Source organism: Anabaena azotica SJ-1 (assembly GCF_047275885.1).
GTDB lineage: Bacteria > Cyanobacteriota > Cyanobacteriia > Cyanobacteriales > Nostocaceae > Trichormus_B > Trichormus_B azotica_A.
Genome location: NZ_CP178454.1, coordinates 1,573,948 through 1,592,212, shown reverse-complemented (window position 1 = coordinate 1,592,212; position 18,265 = coordinate 1,573,948). Strand labels below are relative to the sequence as shown.

Here is an 18,265-nt window from a genome sequence, read left to right as displayed (position 1 = left end):
CCTGTACATCCTAAAATCCTGGACATCCTGATTCAGACAAATTCCTACTATATCATCCCCACAATCTTCTCCCAGCTTTCCCACTTAATCTTTCATGGGTATCTGCTAACAAAGCCGGAATATTTAAATTTTCAGGACATTTAGGTAAACAATCTCCACATTCTGTACAACGATTTCCCTTCATTCCTGGAAACCAATGACCAGCATTTTCAAACATTCCATAACGATATTTGCCATAATCGTTCATATCATAAGCTACGGCTAAATTTCTCAGTCTTAAAACTTCGGGAATATTGATATTTTCAGGACAAGGTAAACAAGCATAACACTGACTACATTTATCAGTTTCTAAAACTTGATTTTGCAGATTTTCTAATCTTTCAAAAACAGTAATTTCATCTGTTGTTAACTCACCAATATTATCAGCAACTGCTAAAGGTGCAATTAATTCTTCTGGAGTTGCAGCACCTACACTCAATGTTGTAATGCGGTTATCGCTCAACAAAAACCGATAATTTAATTCTAAAGGTGTAAATGGTTGACACAGTTCTTTTAATTTATCAGGTGGTGTATAAAGTCTTCCTCCCTTATCAGCAGGAGAGATTATAAACACGCCCATATCTTTTTCCGTTGCTGCTTGAATAGCTGAAGCATGACGTTGGAAAAAATAATAATAATGGAGGTTAACAAATTCAAAATAATCTGTATTAATTGCTGCCAAAATTATCTCTAAAGCACCATGTGTAGAAAATCCAATATGCTTAACTCTGCCATCATTTACGGCTTCTTGTACAGCTTGCATACAACCGTTTTTAGATTGTACCCATTCCAGATGTTCTTTAGTATTTAAACCATGTATACCCAAACAATCTAAATAATCTAAATTTAAACGTTTTAAAGATTCATCAATATACCGACGCATGGAGTCAGCATCAGCACAGGGGGGAATTTTGGTGGTGATATATAACTGATTTCGTGGTATGGATAAACCAGCTTTTATTGCTGCACCTAAATATTCTTCACTTTTGCCATAACCTCTAGCTGTTTCTATGTGATTAATGCCTAAAGATAAAGCTTTTTTAATAGTTTTATGGGCGTTTTCTGGGTTAGCTAAATAACGCATTGTTCCCAAAGAAAAAACCGATAAGTGTAAATTAGTTTTACCAAAACGTCGATATTGCATAACTGGTAATGGGTAATGGGTAATTGGTAATTGGTAATTGGTAATTGGTGATTGGTAAAAACTCTTAACTGTCACCTGTCACCTGTCACCTGTACCCAGTCCCCAATCCCCAGTCCCCTATTTAATCGTCACCATTACCAAATCGCTTGATCAAGTCTTCAGGACGAAGATTAGAAATAAATTCGCGGAAGGCTTGTTGTTCAGCTTCATCAGCATCACGATCTACTGGTATTGAGGCATCGGCTACTACTTCTTCCATGACCCAAATAGGGGTATTTGTACGCAAAGCAATAGCGATCGCATCACTAGGACGAGAATCAATTTCTTTTTTTACCTCGCCATGTTGAACAATCAAAGCTGCGTAGAATGTATCCTTTTGCAAAGAATGAATAATCACCTTTTCTAAGGTCATATTCCACGCTTCCAAGATATTCACCATCAGGTCATGGGTTAAAGGTCTAGGTGGTTTCTGATGCTCCATAGCACCCATAATAGCTCTCGCTTGTTCCTGACCTATATAAATTGGTAAAGCCCGACGATCTGAACTATCTTTCAGGAGTACAATCGGACTGCGGGTTATGGCATCTAATGCTATACCAGCGACTTTCATTTCAATCATTGGCTAACCCTCAAAAATCCTTTAATCGCTTGAGTGCTATGTGGCAAATAATACCTTTGAACAGGTTTATTTGGGACAGAAGTAAACATAGGGCTGTTCTTCTCTATAATTGCTTCTATTAAACTCTGAACTTGTAGTGAACACCAGATTATGTCAAATTCACTAAATAGAAAAGTTTTCGGTGAAGACTGGAAAAAGGGTTTAAGGAAGACATTTCTAAGTTTTTGGGCTTATCAAAAGATATTTAGGTAAATAGTGACTTTTTTGTGATCAAAGATTCACTTTGGTCTGTCTAAATAACTTTTGAGTGTCAATCACAAAAGCTGACTCCCCATACACTACACTCGAAACCTTAACTAAACAGATAACTTTATCATCTACTAAAATTGCTCTCCGAATATAATAAGCATCTTATCCAAGTATGCCTTGAGATTGATGTGAATGTGTGACTGTTCATCTACCAAAAAAAACAGTTTATAAATTATCTGCAAAGGTTTTACATTTTTGGTCGTAATTATCAGTTAATTTCAGCCAAAATTAAGCAATAAATAAAGTTAGCTTGGCAGAAAAACCGTGTTTACAGGATTAATTCAAGGATTAGGAACAATCAAACCCCTATCGAAGGATTGTTGGCAGATAAATTTTATCAGCCACTCGGATGCAATTATGCAGGATTTAACTTATGGTGACAGTGTAGCGGTAGATGGGGTATGTTTGACAGTCGAAGAAATTTTAAAAGATGGCTTTATCGCCACCGCTTCGCCAGAAACCCTGCGACGTACAACTTTAGGTAGAGAAGAAACCCAAGCCAGATATGTCAACCTAGAAACATCGCTGCGAGTGGGTGGAAAAGTCGGCGGCCATTTTGTTATGGGTCATGTAGATGGGATTGGTCAATTAATCTCAGCAGCACAAACAGCTACTTCTTGGGAAATGACCTTTGCTGCACCGGATGCGATCGCTCGCTATATCGTCCCTAAAGGTAGCATCGCCATCAATGGTATTAGCCTCACTGTAGCCACATATCAACCCGAACACTCCCAGTTTACAACAGCAGTCATTCCCCTCACATACTCCGAGACAAATCTCAGCCATTTAGTCCCTGGTAGTTGGGTGAACCTAGAAGCAGATATCTTGGGTAAATATGTCGAAAAATTCCTTTATCCTAGCAACCAACACCATCAAGATCCAGATCAAGCTGAATTAGATGTAATTACACCCGCATTCTTAACAGAACACGGGTATTTATAAGAGGCAGGAGGCAGGAGTCAGGAGTCAGGAGTCAGGAGTCAGGAGTCAGGAGTCAGGAGTCAGGAGTCAGGAGTCAGGAGTCAGGAGGATAAGAAGAAAATATTTCCCTCTACTCCCCTGCTCCCTGCTCCCTGCTCCTTTTCTTCTTCTCTGTCACCTGTCACCTGTCACCTGTCACCCTAACGTGCTTGCGCTGTCCTTGTGTTTTGTACCAAATTGCTGAGGCCAGCTTGTAGTTGTACACCAGGGTCAACAGCAACCCAACCGTTTTGGGTCAGGTGACGAACTTCAAAGTGCAGGTGGGGACCTGTCGAATTGCCAGTGCTACCGACTCGGCCAATTACAGTTCCTGGTTCAACCAACTGACCAGGACTGACAAAAATTTCCGACATATGCCCGTAGAGGGTTTGTTGAGCAGAACTGTGATTAATAGTTACTGCTAAACCATAACCACCCATCCAGTTAGCAGTCTCCACTTGACCTTTAGCCGCTGCCAAAATTGGTGTCCCTGTGGGCGCACCCAAGTCTGTACCAGCGTGGAAACGTCTATCCCCGGTAATGGGATGAACCCGCCAACCAAATACAGAAGTAATAGGTGCAGCAAAAGACAAGGGGAACATCATTCCCGACCCGCTACGGTAAGCGAAGGTGTTGCTATAAGGTATTTGTGGCAAAACCGATGCCAGGGCAAAATCATAGGCAACAGTGCTGACACGGGGTGCCACATTATCCTCCGCCATTGGTGGTGGTAAAGTACCAAAACTGGGGGCGATAGGTGTCGCACTCACTGTTGTAGTCGGTGAAAATTCGCTGGGATTAGGAATAAACCGATTAGGGCGGTATGCAGCTTTTGTATGACTGCTAGAACCAATGTTGGTATTACCCCAACTAGTATTATTATTCACAGCACTAGCAACAGTCTTAACCACACTTGGAGTTGCTGTTTTGGACTCAGCCGCTACTCTCTCTAATCTGGATGCTTTTTCCAAACTAGCAGTTTCGCTTTTTTGAATCCAACTCGGTGCTGTTTTCTTGGGAGAATTAGCCACAGCAGGAGCATCAGTAGCTTTTCTACCGCAAGCACCACCAGCAATTTCTTTTTGTGAGAAAACTGCTTGACAGCCACCAGCACGTTCTGTAACGACTACAGAACTGGGAGGTTCATACTTACCAGTTGGTGTATTGTTGTAATCTGTAGGGTCAACTAAGGCATTATTGTAATCTTTGTTTTTCCCTGCGGTTGTCCTGCTACCAGTATCATTGGAGTTATTCGCTGGTTGAGACACTTCTGAAGGTTTTTCAGGTGCTGAATTAGCAGGAGTTTCTACTTTGGGTTCAGAAGTTCTCTCTGTGACTTTAGATTCAGAATTCTCTACTTTGGGTTTAGAAGTTCTGACAGTAACTTTAGGTTCAGAATTCTCTACTTTAGGTTTGGAGATAATCACAGTTACAGCACGTTCAGAATTTTCCACTTTGGGTTTGGAAGTTCTGACTGGTTCTGCTGATTGAGAAACTTCTTCTCGATTGAGTCTCTTTTTTAGTCTGACTCGTCTTTGGGCAAAATCTGGCTGTGATGGTGTAGCTTCAGTAGCAGTCTCTTTTTTGGCTGTATTTTGAACAACTATTGGCTGGGAATTCTCAATAGTGGGAACAATGTTATCTACTGATGATTCCGTTTGAGCAAATACAAAGCCACCACTAAGGAGGCTAAAACTACTCAACCAACCAAGGCTCTGTGCTGATAATGTAGACGCAAAGCGTCTTTTTATTAAACCTTGAGTCCGCAAATCATCCAAGCGGTTATGGGCAGATTTATGGCGCTGCGTCATTTGTTCTCTCAGTTGTGTGTAATTTGTAATTAAGTCTAAAAAAGTTAAACAGAAGATTTACAGTAGCCCAAACTGATTGTACCGGGTTCGACAGAAATTTCTGGTGTTATCAGTTCCTTCGTATCATATCCAGCCATTCTTAAGCGGAGATTGCCTTCGGGTGATACCCCGATTATGGTTCCTAAAAGATTATTCACATACACTTCATCACCCATGTTTATCAGTAAATCAATATAACGAGACAACAGTATGCCTATTCCTTCGATGTTCAAACACTCTAGACCGGATTCTATTCCTAGTAAAACTGTGGCTGTGAGCATTTCTAGGTTAGGAATAGGCTGAAAATCCTGGGACTCTTGCCACAATTTTAGATTGATACCTGTTTCGGGTACTGGGTTAGCCCAGTTAATACCAACACCAATCACTGCTTGGGTAATTTGTCCTTTGTGGATTTTAGTTTCAGTTAAAATGCCACCTAGTTTGCGGCCATCCAATACTAAATCATTCGGCCATTTTATCCCTACACTCACATTACACTTTTGTAATTGTGACGCAATTCCCCAAGCACTGGCTAAGGTTAATTGGTAGCTTTTAGTAGCTTCTAGTTTAGGAGTGATGGCCACCGACAGATATAGACCACCAGTAGGAGATAACCACTGTCTTCCCCATTGTCCCTTACCTGCGGTTTGTTGGGTGGCAATAACGACAGTTCCTGATTTTTTTCCTTGGTTAAGCAGATTCCACGCAGTTTGATTAGTTGAGGTTAAGCTGTCAAAAATATGTAGAGAAAATGGTAAATATGGATATTCTCGCCCTGCTTTGAGGACATTTACCACGAGTTGTTGATCAAATTCCACAGCCGTTCCCCTAAATGCGGTTGTTCAAGTTAACATTGATTGGCGGTTTTCAATTTTTTGTTGAGGTTAGGTGAAAGATGCACACTTGGCATTGGCACAATTGGGAAGGTCTACCTTACCTTACTTGTAATCTCTTAGAAGTTTGGCCTCACGGTTTTTTTACACAACAGTTTTGGCCACGTCTACCGCACGAGTTGACAAAGGTTTTGCAACCAGAGGCTTTAGCTTATCGTTTAAAACAGGTGCATGGCAATACTGTTTTAACTCCCCAGGAGGTAGATAAGCATTTACTAAATAGTGATGATGATTTGGCTTTGGCAGATGGTTTGATGAGTGAGCGACCTTTACAAGCGATTTGGGTAGCAAGTGCCGATTGTACACCTGTGCTGATTGGTGATGTTGAAATCGGTCAGGTAGCAGCTTTACACGCAGGGTGGAGGGGTACAGCAGCAAAGATTGTCCCGCAAGCTATTAATAGAATGCAGTCCCAAGGCAGCAAGCTGGAAAATTTGCGAATTGCTATGGGTCCAGCGATAGCCGGAGAAGTTTACCAAGTTTCCGTGGAAGTGGCTGCGGAAATTGGAAGCACTATTATACCATATAATGAGTCAGAAAAAATAGTTAATGCTTTACACGATTTACCTGATTCGCCTTTATTTGCAGATCCAGAACCAGGCAAGGTACGTTTAGATGTGCGTCGGGTGAATGCTTTACAGTTGGAAAAATTGGGAATTGGTGCAGAACAAATTGCGATCGCACCCTATTGTACTTATCAAACTCCTGAACATTTCTTCTCTTACCGTCGGGAAAAGGAGAAAAAAGTACAATGGTCAGGAATTGTGAGTTTATCTTAATATAATCAAATAACAAGTATCAGGGTTAAAAATTTTTTGTTTCTGAGTTTTATTAATACCTAAGATAGATTGACAGATTGGCGTTAGCCGTGCTTTAACACTACGGTTAATGTTCCAATTGCTATATCTGATTGCCATTGATATAGCAGTCCTATTTGATCGTTGAACAAATTACATACACATCTACCCTATTTTTTGCTTCAACGAATAAATTTACAAATCAAATTTGGATGACTATATTTTGTTCAATATGCTACCTTGTTTTATGAAGTAGCATTAACATTCCTATTTAATTGGTAGGTGAAAATTTGAGTCGGGTAAGCAATTTCTACCTGAGAATACTTGATTTTTTACAAATTATGGTGGGTAGCACTAGTTATTTTGGTAGGAGAAAATGCGGTACAAAAAAGTTGAAGAAATGCCAACTCAAGTATTTACAACTCTGGCAAAATCTCAGCCTAAAATTCCGATTAAATTGAAGTTTATAATAGCAGTAATTATATCATTAATACTTGTCATGGGGGCTGGGGTATGGAATTTAAATAGAATCCAAGAAAAATCCTTTGAAAAAGAAGCTCGGAATCGTAGTGAATTAGTATTAAATTTTGGTCAAGCTAGTCGTAATTATGTGATTAAAAAACTAGCTCCAGCAGTAGAAAAACATACAAAAGAAATGATTTTTGAAGCTAAATCTAATGCTTTCGCTACCCGAAGTATTTTTGAGCTTTTTAATGAACAAATGCCTGAATATATTTATAAACAACCTGCATTAAATCCCATGAATCCTGTTGATAAAGCAGATGCTTTTGAAGCAGAAATAATTGATGATTTTCAGGTTAATCAAAATAAACAGGAAAAAAATGGATATAGAACAAATAAAAATGCAGAATTTTTTTATGTAGCACAACCAATTAAAATGGAAACTAGCTGCTTACAATGTCATGGTAGACCAGAGGATGCACCTCAATCAATTAGAGATAACTATGGGACAAGTAACGGTTTTAATTGGCCTGTTGGAGATATTGTCAGTGCGCTGATGATTTATGTTCCGACCAAAGATTTACGTGCTAATCAAGCCTCTATGATTAACACGGTTTTATATACATTTATCGGGTTAAGCATAGTATTAATTAGTCTGATATATATTCTGTTTGATAAATTAGTAGGTAAGAGAATTTATCAAGTTTCTCAGGCTATGAATCAAACTGGATTAACTCCTGGAGTAACAATCAAGATTGATGATCAGGGAAGTGATGAACTAGCGAGAATGGCGAAGATATTTAATATTATGGCTGATTCTCTTGATGATGCTTACTGTAATTTAGAACAGAAAGTAGCGGTAAGAACTTCAGAATTAGAACAGACGTTACAAGAATTAAAAATTGCCCAAACACAATTAATTCAAACTGAAAAAATGTCTAGTTTAGGACAGCTAGTAGCGGGTATTGCCCATGAAATTAATAATCCTCTCAGCTTTATTAATGGAAATATTGATCATGCGGAACAGTATATTCATGATTTATTAAAACTTGTAGATCTTTTTCAACAGACCTATCCTCATAAAGATTCTAATATTCAAAAATATCTTCAGGAAATTGATTTTGATTTTCTTTCTGAAGATTTGCCTAAGTTATGGAATTCGATGAAAATAGGGAGTAATCGCATCACCCAAATAGTCATAACTTTAAGAAACTTTTCTCGCTTAGACCAAGCAGAAATGAAGTCTGTTAATCTTCATGAAGGAATTGATAGCACTTTAGTAATTTTGCAGCATCGTTTAAAAGCTAACTCAGATCATCCAGAAATTGTCTTAACTAAAAAATATGGTAATTTGCCTCTAGTTGAATGTTATCCGGGACAACTCAATCAAGTATTTATGAATTTGCTTAGTAATGCCATAGATGCTGTTGTGTCTCAGTTTGAAAACAATATGACCAATTATGTAACAGGAGCAAATTTTCAGCCTCAAATTTTAATTCACACGAAAATTGTCAATTCTAATTCTGTAATAGTTAAAATTTCCGATAATGGTGCTGGTATAAATGAACAGGTAAAATCACAAATATTTGATCCCTTTTTTACAACCAAACCCATTGGTAAAGGAACAGGTTTAGGATTATCTATTAGTTATAAAATTGTCGTGGAAAGACATCAAGGATTGATTTGGTGTGAATCAGAATTAGGAAAAGGGACAACATTTTGTCTTCAGATTCCAGTTAGACAACTAGTAGAAGCGAAGCATTCGGGTAATTAACTATCGGTTTTTGCCAAAGGCTATTTTCCAAATGCTGATGCTTCCAGCACGCTGACACAAACACCCGTACAGGAATCAGACTGTTTGAGAAATTGGTTAATTACATTAACAAATATCATTTTAGCAAAAGCTCATATCATCACTGATAATATATCTAATATATCTATGCTTTATCATCCTCCACTATGACTATAACCAGCGATAGCGAAACGCTCCGAAGAAATCGCCAAATGTCCTTAGATGACTTTCTCAAGTTACCAGAAACTGAGCCAGCATCAGAATTTATCAACGGGGAAATAACACAAAAACCTATGCCACAGGGTGAACACAGCTTACTTCAGGCTAATTTAATTGAAGTTATCAACGCCAAAGCTAGAACTCAAAAAATTGCTTATGCCTTCCCAGAACTACGTTGTACTTTCGGTGGTGACACTATTGTACCTGATATAGCGGTGTTCCGTTGGGAAAGAATTCCCAAAACTGCATCAGGAAAAATCAGCAACCGGTTTGAAATTCATCCTGACTGGGTAATTGAAATTCTTTCCCCAGACCAACAACAGAAAAAAGTGCTAACTAAATTATTACATTGTTCCCGCAATGGCACAGAATTAGGATGGTTGATGAATCCAGAAGAAGAAAGTGTATTAGCTGTATTTCCTGGGCAAAAAATCGAATTATATGAAAGTGATGATAAATTACCCATAATTGAAGGTATTAATTTAGAATTGACAGTTTCCGAAGTTTTTAGTTGGTTGAATTTTGATTAAAAAAAAGAAACACAGAAGCAATTCTCCGCGAACCTCCGCGTTACCTCCGTGTTCCTCTGCGTTTCAAAAACTTTAAACTAAAAGCGTTTGCAGTAAAGGTTTATCAGCATCTAACTTACCAGTCCGCAACCATTCATCCATTTCATTTGGTGCTTGGGCTTGAGTTAACTTTTCTCGTAAATAACCACCTTCGAGAATTTCTTTTTGCAGTAGTTCCTGGGCAATCTCTTCTAGTAAATCGCGGTTATTTTGCAGGATACTTAATGCAATATGGTGAGCATTATCAACTATTTCCTTCACTTCCCGGTCAATTTCTTGCGTCATTTGGGGACTAATTGAACGTCGAGGATTGCCATAACCTTCGATGAACTGCTGTTGGACTTTTTCAAAAGCAACAGGGCCAAGTTTATCGCTCATGCCATAAATTGTAATGGCTCGTTCTGCTAAATCTGTGGCTTTTTGAATATCGTCAGAAGCACCAGTAGAAACTTTACCAAAAACTATTTCTTCGGAAGAACGTCCACCTAATAAAGTGGCAATGCGTCCACGAATTTCATCTTCTACCATTAAGAAACGGTCTTCTTCTGGCATTTGAATGGTATAACCCAATGCACCTACACCACGAGGAACAACAGAAATTTTTTCAACTTTACCCGCACCAGGCATTAATGCACCGATGATAGCGTGTCCGACTTCGTGATAAGCAACGGTTTTTTTCTCGATTTCATTTAACACACGAGAACGTTTTTCTAAACCTGCTATTAAACGTTCAATGGCTTCATTAAAATCTGCCATGAGTACCGCTTGACGATTATTTCTTGCTGCTAATAATGCAGCTTCATTGACTAAGTTGGCTAAATCTGCACCAGCAAAACCAGGTGTGCGAGTGGCAATAATTCCTAAATCCACATCTTCTGCTAGTTTGACATTTCTAGCGTGGACTTTGAGAATTGCTTCTCGACCGATTTTATCTGGTCTATCTACCACAATTTGACGGTCAAAACGTCCGGGACGACGTAATGCGGGATCGAGAACTTCGGGACGGTTAGTAGCAGCGATGATAATTACACCGGTGTTGGCATCAAAACCATCCATTTCTGTTAGTAATTGGTTGAGGGTTTGTTCCCGTTCGTCGTTACCACCGACAAAACCACCTGCACCACCGCGAGATTTACCCAAAGCGTCTAATTCATCAATGAAGACGATACAGGGTGCTTGTTGTTTGGCTTGTTCAAATAAGTCGCGGACTCGTGCTGCACCGACACCAACGAATAATTCGATAAATTCAGACCCGGAGATACTGAAGAAGGGAACACCAGCTTCACCTGCGATCGCTTTTGCTAGTAATGTTTTACCAGTACCAGGAGGGCCAACTAACAATACTCCTTTGGGAATTTTCGCTCCTAAGTTGGTGTATTTGGTCGCATTTTTGAGAAAATCAACGATTTCTTCTAATTCGGCTTTAGCTTCATCTACACCAGCTACATCCAGGAATTTTACCCCGGTGCTACCTTCAGAATAAATCCGTGCTTTGCTTTTACCTACTGTTAACGCAGCGGGTCCACCACCTTGACGATTCATTAAAAATGCCCAAATTCCAAAGAAAATTAACGGGGGTGCAACCCAACTCAATACAGTGCCAATCCAAGCATTTTCGTTTGGTGGTGGTGCAGCAAATTCTACATTATTGTCACGGAGAATTTTTGGTAAATCTAAGTCAATGGCTACAGGTGTGGTTCTAAATACCTGTTCCACGGTCTTACCTTCTGGTGTTTGGGTTGTGATTGCATATTCAATGCGATCGCTCCCCACAACAGCTTTATCCACTTTACCCGCTTCTACCTGAGCAATAAAATCGCTATAAGGAACTTGCTGTAAACGTTGTCCAAAAAAACTAGGAACTATCAAGTTCAACAACAACAACAAACTCAGTAAAATTAAAAAACTACCACCAAACTGCCGAATCTTCGGCGTTTTCATCTGGTTCTTATTATTAGTTTCTACAGGCATGATGATTTACCTCAATAAAATTTAGTAATGGATAATGGGTGATGCAATGAAAGGATTTTGGATTTTGGATTTTATGTAACCAAATACAATCTAAAATCTAAAATTTTCTGTCCTATTCCCTCTTATACTCACTGTCACCTGTCACCTGTCACCTGTTCTCTGTCACCTATTCTCAACTTAATAACAAAGCAAATAATCCACACAAAGCAATCCCATCAAACACACCCGCACCCCCAATACTCAATACCCCCGCACTCATCCCTTGAATATCTTTGAGATGTAATAAATCAGCACCAATGAGAGTACCAAGAACACCACCAGCAAAGGCTACAGGTGCAGCATGAGGTGAAGCTATTAGCATTGCAGATACAGCCGCAGTCAAAGGTGCAAGTAACGGATTCATCTGAATACCAATCCCTGGTACTACTCGTGCGGCAAAGTAGCTGACAATGGAGACAATGGCAGTAACTAACACAATTGCCAACCCATTTCCATGGGAAAATTGGTATAATGCCAAAGCCACAGGTATTAATCCCCCACCAATATTCAGAGCTATTACGGTGGAACGCTGCACTTTACTTAATGGAATACCCCAAAATTCTCTTAACCACAGTGCTGCAAATTCATCCGCTAATTGGACGGGAGTTTCTTGACGGTAGAGAGGAATATTGATAGTGCTGGTAATAATTACTAGCAACAACAATAAAAAAGCAATACTAGGCGAAAAACCTAACTTTGCCACTGCAATTTCCACCACATCTACTGCGACAGCAAACCAAATAAATGGCAGCAACAGTAACAAAGCCAGAAATAAAAGTAATGAAACTGGTAAATAGATCATGGGGATAAGAAAATAGAAAGACAATGACTTTGGAACTAGCACAAATCCAGCCCTGGGAAAATTTCCAAGTAACTAGAAAATGCGGTTATTCCCCCATTTTCAAGAAATTAATTTTGTGTATGTTTACAGGTGCAGATGTGGTCAAGTAAAGTTTTGTATCTGATATCCATTGTAGATACTAGACAGAAAAGTCTAAATTCGTGTATACCCCACCAAAAAAATGTGTAAAGCCGTACTTTTATGAAAAATCAACTATTTCTCTTGATTAAACTACTTCTGCTGTCAACTCTAATCTCGGTTTTGATCAAGTATGTCGGTCCAATGTTTTTGATTCCAGGAACGTCAACAAACGCTCTCATTCTAGTTATGTTACCTACTATAATTATGATAACTGTCCTACTTTCGAGAATTCCAGCACAGAAACAAAATTAACGAAATATATCTGCTGGAAGCCCTAAAAATCAGCTAACCTATCTGCATAGCTAGAAAATTTCGTCTCACCAAGCTTTGGGAGTCAGTCAGTGAAACTTGGCCAATGGATCGGTTTAATCGCCTTAGTTCTATCGTTATATATATTGTGGCAACTGCGAGAAGTGCTACTACTGATATTTGCTGCTGTTGTCTTAGCAACTACCTTAAATCGGTTAGCACGTAGTTTCCAAAGCTTGGGGATGAAACGTGGATTAGCTGTTTTTTTGTCAGTGACTATCTTTTTCGCTGGTGTGATCGGCTTTTTCTGGTTGATTGTTCCACCTTTTACCCAGCAATTTCAAGAACTCACCTTACGAGTTCCCCAAGGTTTTGAACGCATTAATATTTGGATTGACGAACAAAGAACTCACATTCCTGAGCCATTAGCACCATTTATACCGGATCTTAACGGCTTGATTGCAGAAGCACAACCTTTATTTAATCGTGTATTAGGAAACTCTTTTGCTTTTGTTTCTGGATCTTTAGTAATAGTCCTCAATATTTTATTAGTCCTAGTTTTGACGGGGATGTTTTTAGCTAATCCTAATGCTTATCGAAAAGTATTTGTGCGGCTATTTCCGTCATTTTATCGACGCAGAGTAGAGGGAATTTTAAGTCAGTGTGAAGTTTCCTTAGAAAGATGGGTAACAGGGGCTTTTATTGCTGTATTGGTAGTAGGTTTGCTGAGTTTGATTGGCTTGTCAATCTTGGGTGTCAAGGCAGCTTTAGCACTGGGAGTTTTGGCAGGATTCATGAATTTAATTCCCAACTTAGGACCAACAATGAGTGTAGTTCCAGCCATGGCGATCGCACTCTTAGATTCTCCCTGGAAACCTATTTTTGTCTTGATTCTCTACTTTTTCATTCAGCAAACGGAAAGTAATTTCATCACACCTGTAGTCATGGCACATCAGGTATCTTTACTACCAGCAGTCACCTTAATTTCTCAATTATTTTTTGTTACCTTCTTTGGCTTTTTAGGGTTATTTTTGGCATTACCTCTAACTGTTGTCGCCAAAATTTGGGTACAAGAAGTCTTAGTTAAAGATGTATTAGACCAATGGGTGTGTAATCATCAACAAGATACTGAATTGGTCATGATTCCAGAATCTGCTGGTAATAGTCATGTAGAGGAAGTGAATGCGATCGCCACGGATGAAGAAGAATAACAACTCATATACCCCTCACTCACCATAGAAAGCCTTACTCAGAGCGAATTCAGGGATGCAAACTTGACAACTTGCCCACTCATGTATTATTCTGTAATCTACAATAATACAAAATTATATATGAGGAGCATCTAAAATTGAAATTAAATCAAGTCATAGCAGTTCTCCAAACCGTTAAAGCTAACGCCACCAAAGCCAAAACAGCTATTTATCAACTAATTCAAAAAACCCCCATGTTTCAGGGGATTTCCCGCACATTTGCACCAGTAGCTGAAGATGGCTATGTTTATCCTCCAGAAAACCAAACATTGCAAATGAAAGCAGAAGACTTGCTCAGTCAATATGAACAAGCTTGTGCAGAATTGTTTAACTTGTGTGCTACCCAAGATTGGGCTAATGCTCAAGCCAAAGCAGATATAGTAGTTGATGGAACTACAATTTTAAGAGAAGTTCCTGTTTCCTATTTGCTATTTTTAGAAAAGCAATTAGTTGACATCAAAACCTTTATTTCCACATTACCAGTTTTGGATAATAGTGATTTTTGGGTTTATGATCAACAGCAAGAATGCTTTGCGACAGAACCAAAATTAACCACCAAAACCAAAAGAATAGTTAAACCTGTGGTGCTGTATGAAGCAACGAAAGAACACCCTGCACAGGTAAAAGAATCCTCGGAAGATGTACCAGAAGGAACTTGGCGAACAGTGAAGTTTTCCGGGGCGATTTCCCAAGCTAGACAAAATGAATTATTGCGGAGAGTAGACCGACTCATGCAAGAAGTAATTTTTGCCAGAGAACAGGCTAACAGTTTAGAAGTCACCCAACAAAATCAAGTTGCTAGATCAATTTTTGGCTACTTGTTTGCACCATCAAATTTCAGGTAGAATAGATTTGGAGCGCAAATTTAGTTTCAGTGTCTATAGGAGAATTTGTAGGTTCGAGTCCTACTCCCTCGAATTAATTTCACCGGGGGATAGCCAAATGGGAAAGGCGCTCCTGACACAGTTAGTATCAAAATTAAGATTTAGATTATTGCTCCAAGCTCAATTTCAAACTTCACCGTCTGCTTCAAACCCTGTAAATTAATGTTTGCGGGACACAAGTTCAAATCTTGTCCGGGGATTTTCAATTCATTCCCCGGTAGTTTAGCGGTAAAACACCACGATTTAAAGAATAAATTTGCAGGAACTGGAAATTAATTTAAGCGGAAGTCGTGAAACACAACACTGAAAATTGATAACTTTCAGTTACCACCCCCAGGTAGGGATATTACCTGGGGGATTTTAAATTTAATTCAGCTTTTTCAGAACGTTTGGCGATATACTGCTCAATAGTTAAATAATCTTCTGTATCATATTCATTTCGAGCCTCTTCTATCTCTGATTGAACAGTGGGATATTGTTCTAATAAATCTTCTTCATCTTGGTCAATTTCTTCTTGGGTCATGGAATTATTCTAGAATGTGATCGAACTTATTATTTTATATATCTAGTATAAACCAATTCACCTAAAATTTTATTAGAGCAAGTTGTCTCTCAATGTAGATATGATCGCAATATCACCCGATAATTAAAAGGTCAATCCGCTACTTTAAAAATGCGAACTATTGCGGAAATTAACGAAAAAATCAACCAGAAACGCGCCGTAGTGTGGACGGTTGAAGAATTAAAAACACGAGTAGCAGAAATCGGTATCACCAAAGCTGCTAAAGAAGTTGATGTCATTACCACCGGCACTTTTGAACCAATGGAGTCAAGCGGTGCAATTATTAATCTCGGACACACAGACCCACCCATCAAAATCCGCCGTTGCTGGATAGACGGAGTACCAGCTTACTCTGGTTTTGGTGCGGTAGATTTATATTTGGGTGCTAGTTGTGCGGTAGAAGCGATGGACGGGGAAGAACTGCGAGAACGTGGTGGTGGCCATGTCATCCAAGATTTAATTGCAGGTAAACCTGTACACATACGCGCATTAGGACAAGTTACCGATTGTTACCCAAGGGCAACATTTGAAACCACCGTCACCCGTGAAACTATCAATCAGTTTTATTTATTTAATCCGCGCAACCTTTATCAAAATTTTATTATTGGCGTAAATGGAGGCGATCGCCCACTTCACACTTATTTGGGTCCCCTCCAACCGCGTTTAGGCAATGCCGTATACTCAAACCCTGGCGCAATTTCCCCACTACTCAATGATCCCGATTTGCAACTTGTGGGGATTGGGACGCGAATATTTTTAGGTGGTGGAATAGGTTATGTGGCTTGGGAAGGCACCCAGCACTTCCCCTTACAAAAGCGATTAGCTAATCGTACACCCATTGGTCCATCAGCCACTTTAGCCCTCATTGGTGATGCCAAACAAATGGATGTTCGTTGGGTGCGGGGTTGTTACTTCAAAAGTTACGGACCTTCTTTAATGTTGGGAGTAGGCGTTCCACTTCCCGTATTAAATGAAACAGTAATTGAACGCTGCGCCGTACAAGATAAAGACTTAGTAGCACCAATAGTAGACTTTTCCATTCCCCGTCGTGTTCGTCCCACCTTTGGTTTAGTGAGTTACGCTCAACTCAAATCAGGAAAAATCACCATAGAGGGTAAAGCGGTGCGAGTTGCGCCTCTAGCCAGTATGTTTCTCTCACGGCAAGTTGCCGATACATTAAAACAATGGATAGAAGCAGGCACATTTACCCTCACAGAGCCAGTTTCACCCATTCCCATGGATCGAGCTTTTTTACCCCAAGACCGTTGGACGGACTTTTAATTTTGGTAATGGGTAATGGGTAATGGGTAATGGGTGATTGGACATCAGGAAAATTACTTCCCCATCTTCCCCATCTTCCCCAGTCCTCATTACCTACTCTTCAGCGGGTTTAGGCTTCTTAACTGGCTTAGGTGCTGGCGGTTTAGTTACAGGTTTAGACACCGCAGAAGGTTCACCACCTATTTTCTTCACCGGACGTGGAGTTTCTCCATTATTGCGTCTGGGGGGGAATGGTCTTCTACCGGGTCCACCACCTGGACGGGAACCGCTTCTAGCAAATGGCGGTTTACGTTTTTTAGGCAAATCAGCGATCGCTTCCGCATTTTCTATTGCTAATGCATCAGCATCTCGCTTGACCTTGAAATCCCAAAACTTGCCCACCGCTTTAGTAGCCAGCACACCTTGGAGTTTCAACTTAAAATACTTAGGTTTGTCAGTTGGTTTACGCGGAGCTTGCTTAATCTTAACTACCAAACTCCTAGTTTCAAAAGATTGGTAAACTACCTCACCGCGCACGGAAAATTCCCCATCAGGAATTTCTGATGAGGGTTTTGGTGTTTCGGCAATTTCCTCTTTAGCTGGCTTTTGGCGACTAGATTTTTTAGTAGAACCATTTTCTGGCCTCTCTAAAACTTGTGAAGCCAAATCTGTACCATCCTCTTCTTGGGAAGTTTTAGCCAGATTTTCCGGCTCCCAAACCCCCACAATTTGGATGTGCAGAGAGTCATTTTCTTGTCTAGTGCGGGGATAAACTACCCACAGATGTTCTTTTTCCAAATCGAGGTGATTCTTGACTAAACTCATAATCCGACCTAAAAGGACGGCATTGAGTTCTACACCATCAGCAGTTACCAAGCTTCCTTGGGTAAACTGATCACTGGTGGCACAATAGCGACCCCTGACTAAGCCAATGGCTCGATACTGCATTGGTTCACTGGGAGGTGGAATCGGTTGTTGCCGATTGACTACATTCCCATTGCTATCAGTATCGCCAAGGTTAGCAAGTGAGTTATCAGGTTTTGAAGACTTAATAACTAAGTCAATTTTAGCTGGGGCCTGGTTAGAGGCAGTAGAACTTGAAGATTCAGGAGACGGCATCAGGTCGGAATTCATAAAAACTCCTTGCGGCGGAGACACATCCCATTGTGGGATTTAATAAAGGCATCTGGAAAGAGCGTTGGCTCGGCTGATGATAAAAGTATATTTCCTTTTAATCTAGCCATCCTAAAGCGCCCAGTTCGAGCAGAAAGGCGCGAAATTTTGCATTTAGAGACTAAATGTGTAATTTAGCGCCTTGACACTAGTTTCGGAAGCATAGCATAGCTACAATTCTGAATGCTCCTCCTAAAGTCATCACTTACTTTAGCAGTGTAGATAGTTATTTGTTATAAAAT

The 18,265-nt window shown here is 39.8% G+C and carries 15 protein-coding genes; 7 read left to right on the top strand and 8 right to left on the bottom strand.

Annotated elements, in window-relative coordinates; all coding sequences use genetic code 11:
* Nucleotides 1–52 precede the first annotated feature (52 nt).
* Together ACLLO5_RS06855 and ACLLO5_RS06850 are read right to left on the bottom strand one after the other, a co-directional pair.
* The gene (locus ACLLO5_RS06855) at nt 53–1,183 is read right to left on the bottom strand and encodes an aldo/keto reductase (protein WP_413176021.1); all 1,131 of its coding nucleotides are present in this window, start codon (nt 1,181–1,183) and stop codon (nt 53–55) included.
* Between the two features lie 121 nt (nt 1,184–1,304).
* Nucleotides 1,305–1,802 (bottom strand): bifunctional nuclease family protein, encoded by a 498-nt coding sequence (locus tag ACLLO5_RS06850; protein ID WP_413174729.1) that lies wholly within the window; start codon nt 1,800–1,802, stop codon nt 1,305–1,307.
* Nucleotides 1,803–2,375: 573 nt separating this feature from the next.
* Between ACLLO5_RS06850 and ACLLO5_RS06845 the strand changes: the two genes are divergently transcribed.
* On the top strand, nt 2,376–3,053 hold the full coding sequence (locus ACLLO5_RS06845) for a riboflavin synthase (protein ID WP_413174728.1): 678 nt from the start codon (nt 2,376–2,378) through the stop codon (nt 3,051–3,053).
* Between the two features lie 179 nt (nt 3,054–3,232).
* On the opposite strand, the gene ACLLO5_RS06840 is transcribed toward ACLLO5_RS06845, so the two are convergent.
* A complete protein-coding gene (locus tag ACLLO5_RS06840; RefSeq protein WP_413174727.1) occupies nt 3,233–4,882 on the bottom strand; it encodes a peptidoglycan DD-metalloendopeptidase family protein in 1,650 nt (549 codons plus the stop codon).
* Nucleotides 4,883–4,926: 44 nt separating this feature from the next.
* Nucleotides 4,927–5,739, bottom strand: a complete 813-nt coding sequence (locus ACLLO5_RS06835; RefSeq protein WP_413174726.1) for a biotin--[acetyl-CoA-carboxylase] ligase — start codon at nt 5,737–5,739, stop codon at nt 4,927–4,929.
* 77 nt (nt 5,740–5,816) lie between these two features.
* Here ACLLO5_RS06835 and pgeF point away from each other — a divergent pair, with 77 nt between their 5' ends.
* The 3 genes from pgeF (at nt 5,817) to ACLLO5_RS06820 (ending at nt 9,614) form a co-directional block, all read left to right on the top strand.
* A complete protein-coding gene (gene pgeF / locus ACLLO5_RS06830) occupies nt 5,817–6,593 on the top strand; it encodes a peptidoglycan editing factor PgeF (protein ID WP_413174725.1) in 777 nt (258 codons plus the stop codon).
* 394 nt (nt 6,594–6,987) lie between these two features.
* On the top strand, nt 6,988–8,847 hold the full coding sequence (locus ACLLO5_RS06825; protein WP_413174724.1) for a DUF3365 domain-containing protein: 1,860 nt from the start codon (nt 6,988–6,990) through the stop codon (nt 8,845–8,847).
* Between the two features lie 185 nt (nt 8,848–9,032).
* Nucleotides 9,033–9,614 carry a Uma2 family endonuclease gene (locus tag ACLLO5_RS06820; protein ID WP_413174723.1) on the top strand — a complete coding sequence of 194 codons (582 nt, stop codon included), beginning with the start codon at nt 9,033–9,035 and terminating at the stop codon, nt 9,612–9,614.
* A 72-nt stretch (nt 9,615–9,686) separates the two neighbouring features.
* Here the strand turns inward: ACLLO5_RS06820 and ftsH are convergent, their stop codons facing one another.
* A complete protein-coding gene (gene ftsH / locus ACLLO5_RS06815; protein WP_413174722.1) occupies nt 9,687–11,624 on the bottom strand; it encodes an ATP-dependent zinc metalloprotease FtsH in 1,938 nt (645 codons plus the stop codon).
* A gap of 172 nt (nt 11,625–11,796) precedes the next feature.
* The gene (locus ACLLO5_RS06810; RefSeq protein WP_413174721.1) at nt 11,797–12,465 is read right to left on the bottom strand and encodes a DUF1614 domain-containing protein; all 669 of its coding nucleotides are present in this window, start codon (nt 12,463–12,465) and stop codon (nt 11,797–11,799) included.
* Between the two features lie 521 nt (nt 12,466–12,986).
* Between ACLLO5_RS06810 and ACLLO5_RS06805 the strand changes: the two genes are divergently transcribed.
* Nucleotides 12,987–14,105, top strand: a complete 1,119-nt coding sequence (locus tag ACLLO5_RS06805; RefSeq protein WP_413174720.1) for an AI-2E family transporter — start codon at nt 12,987–12,989, stop codon at nt 14,103–14,105.
* 137 nt (nt 14,106–14,242) lie between these two features.
* Nucleotides 14,243–14,989: a hypothetical protein gene (locus ACLLO5_RS06800; RefSeq protein WP_413174719.1), complete on the top strand. Its 747-nt coding sequence runs from the start codon at nt 14,243–14,245 to the stop codon at nt 14,987–14,989.
* Nucleotides 14,990–15,374: 385 nt separating this feature from the next.
* Here ACLLO5_RS06800 and ACLLO5_RS06795 read toward each other — a convergent pair whose 3' ends face one another.
* Nucleotides 15,375–15,551, bottom strand: a complete 177-nt coding sequence (locus ACLLO5_RS06795; protein ID WP_413174718.1) for a hypothetical protein — start codon at nt 15,549–15,551, stop codon at nt 15,375–15,377.
* Nucleotides 15,552–15,701: 150 nt separating this feature from the next.
* Here ACLLO5_RS06795 and ACLLO5_RS06790 point away from each other — a divergent pair, with 150 nt between their 5' ends.
* Nucleotides 15,702–16,871, top strand: coding sequence for a homocysteine biosynthesis protein (locus ACLLO5_RS06790; protein WP_413174717.1), 1,170 nt, complete (start codon nt 15,702–15,704; stop codon nt 16,869–16,871).
* A 93-nt stretch (nt 16,872–16,964) separates the two neighbouring features.
* Here ACLLO5_RS06790 and ACLLO5_RS06785 read toward each other — a convergent pair whose 3' ends face one another.
* Nucleotides 16,965–17,984: a hypothetical protein gene (locus ACLLO5_RS06785; RefSeq protein ID WP_413174716.1), complete on the bottom strand. Its 1,020-nt coding sequence runs from the start codon at nt 17,982–17,984 to the stop codon at nt 16,965–16,967.
* Nucleotides 17,985–18,265 lie beyond the last annotated feature (281 nt).

Coding starts and splice junctions, on each gene's coding strand:
- pgeF (WP_413174725.1), top strand. CDS start 5,817: ATGCACACTTGGCATTGGCACAATTGGGAAGGTCTACCTTACCTTACT.
- ACLLO5_RS06850 (WP_413174729.1), bottom strand. CDS start 1,802: ATGATTGAAATGAAAGTCGCTGGTATAGCATTAGATGCCATAACCCGC.
- ftsH (WP_413174722.1), bottom strand. CDS start 11,624: ATGCCTGTAGAAACTAATAATAAGAACCAGATGAAAACGCCGAAGATT.
- ACLLO5_RS06790 (WP_413174717.1), top strand. CDS start 15,702: ATGCGAACTATTGCGGAAATTAACGAAAAAATCAACCAGAAACGCGCC.
- ACLLO5_RS06795 (WP_413174718.1), bottom strand. CDS start 15,551: ATGACCCAAGAAGAAATTGACCAAGATGAAGAAGATTTATTAGAACAA.
- ACLLO5_RS06810 (WP_413174721.1), bottom strand. CDS start 12,465: ATGATCTATTTACCAGTTTCATTACTTTTATTTCTGGCTTTGTTACTG.
- ACLLO5_RS06825 (WP_413174724.1), top strand. CDS start 6,988: ATGCGGTACAAAAAAGTTGAAGAAATGCCAACTCAAGTATTTACAACT.
- ACLLO5_RS06855 (WP_413176021.1), bottom strand. CDS start 1,183: ATGCAATATCGACGTTTTGGTAAAACTAATTTACACTTATCGGTTTTT.
- ACLLO5_RS06840 (WP_413174727.1), bottom strand. CDS start 4,882: ATGACGCAGCGCCATAAATCTGCCCATAACCGCTTGGATGATTTGCGG.
- ACLLO5_RS06785 (WP_413174716.1), bottom strand. CDS start 17,984: ATGAATTCCGACCTGATGCCGTCTCCTGAATCTTCAAGTTCTACTGCC.
- ACLLO5_RS06820 (WP_413174723.1), top strand. CDS start 9,033: ATGACTATAACCAGCGATAGCGAAACGCTCCGAAGAAATCGCCAAATG.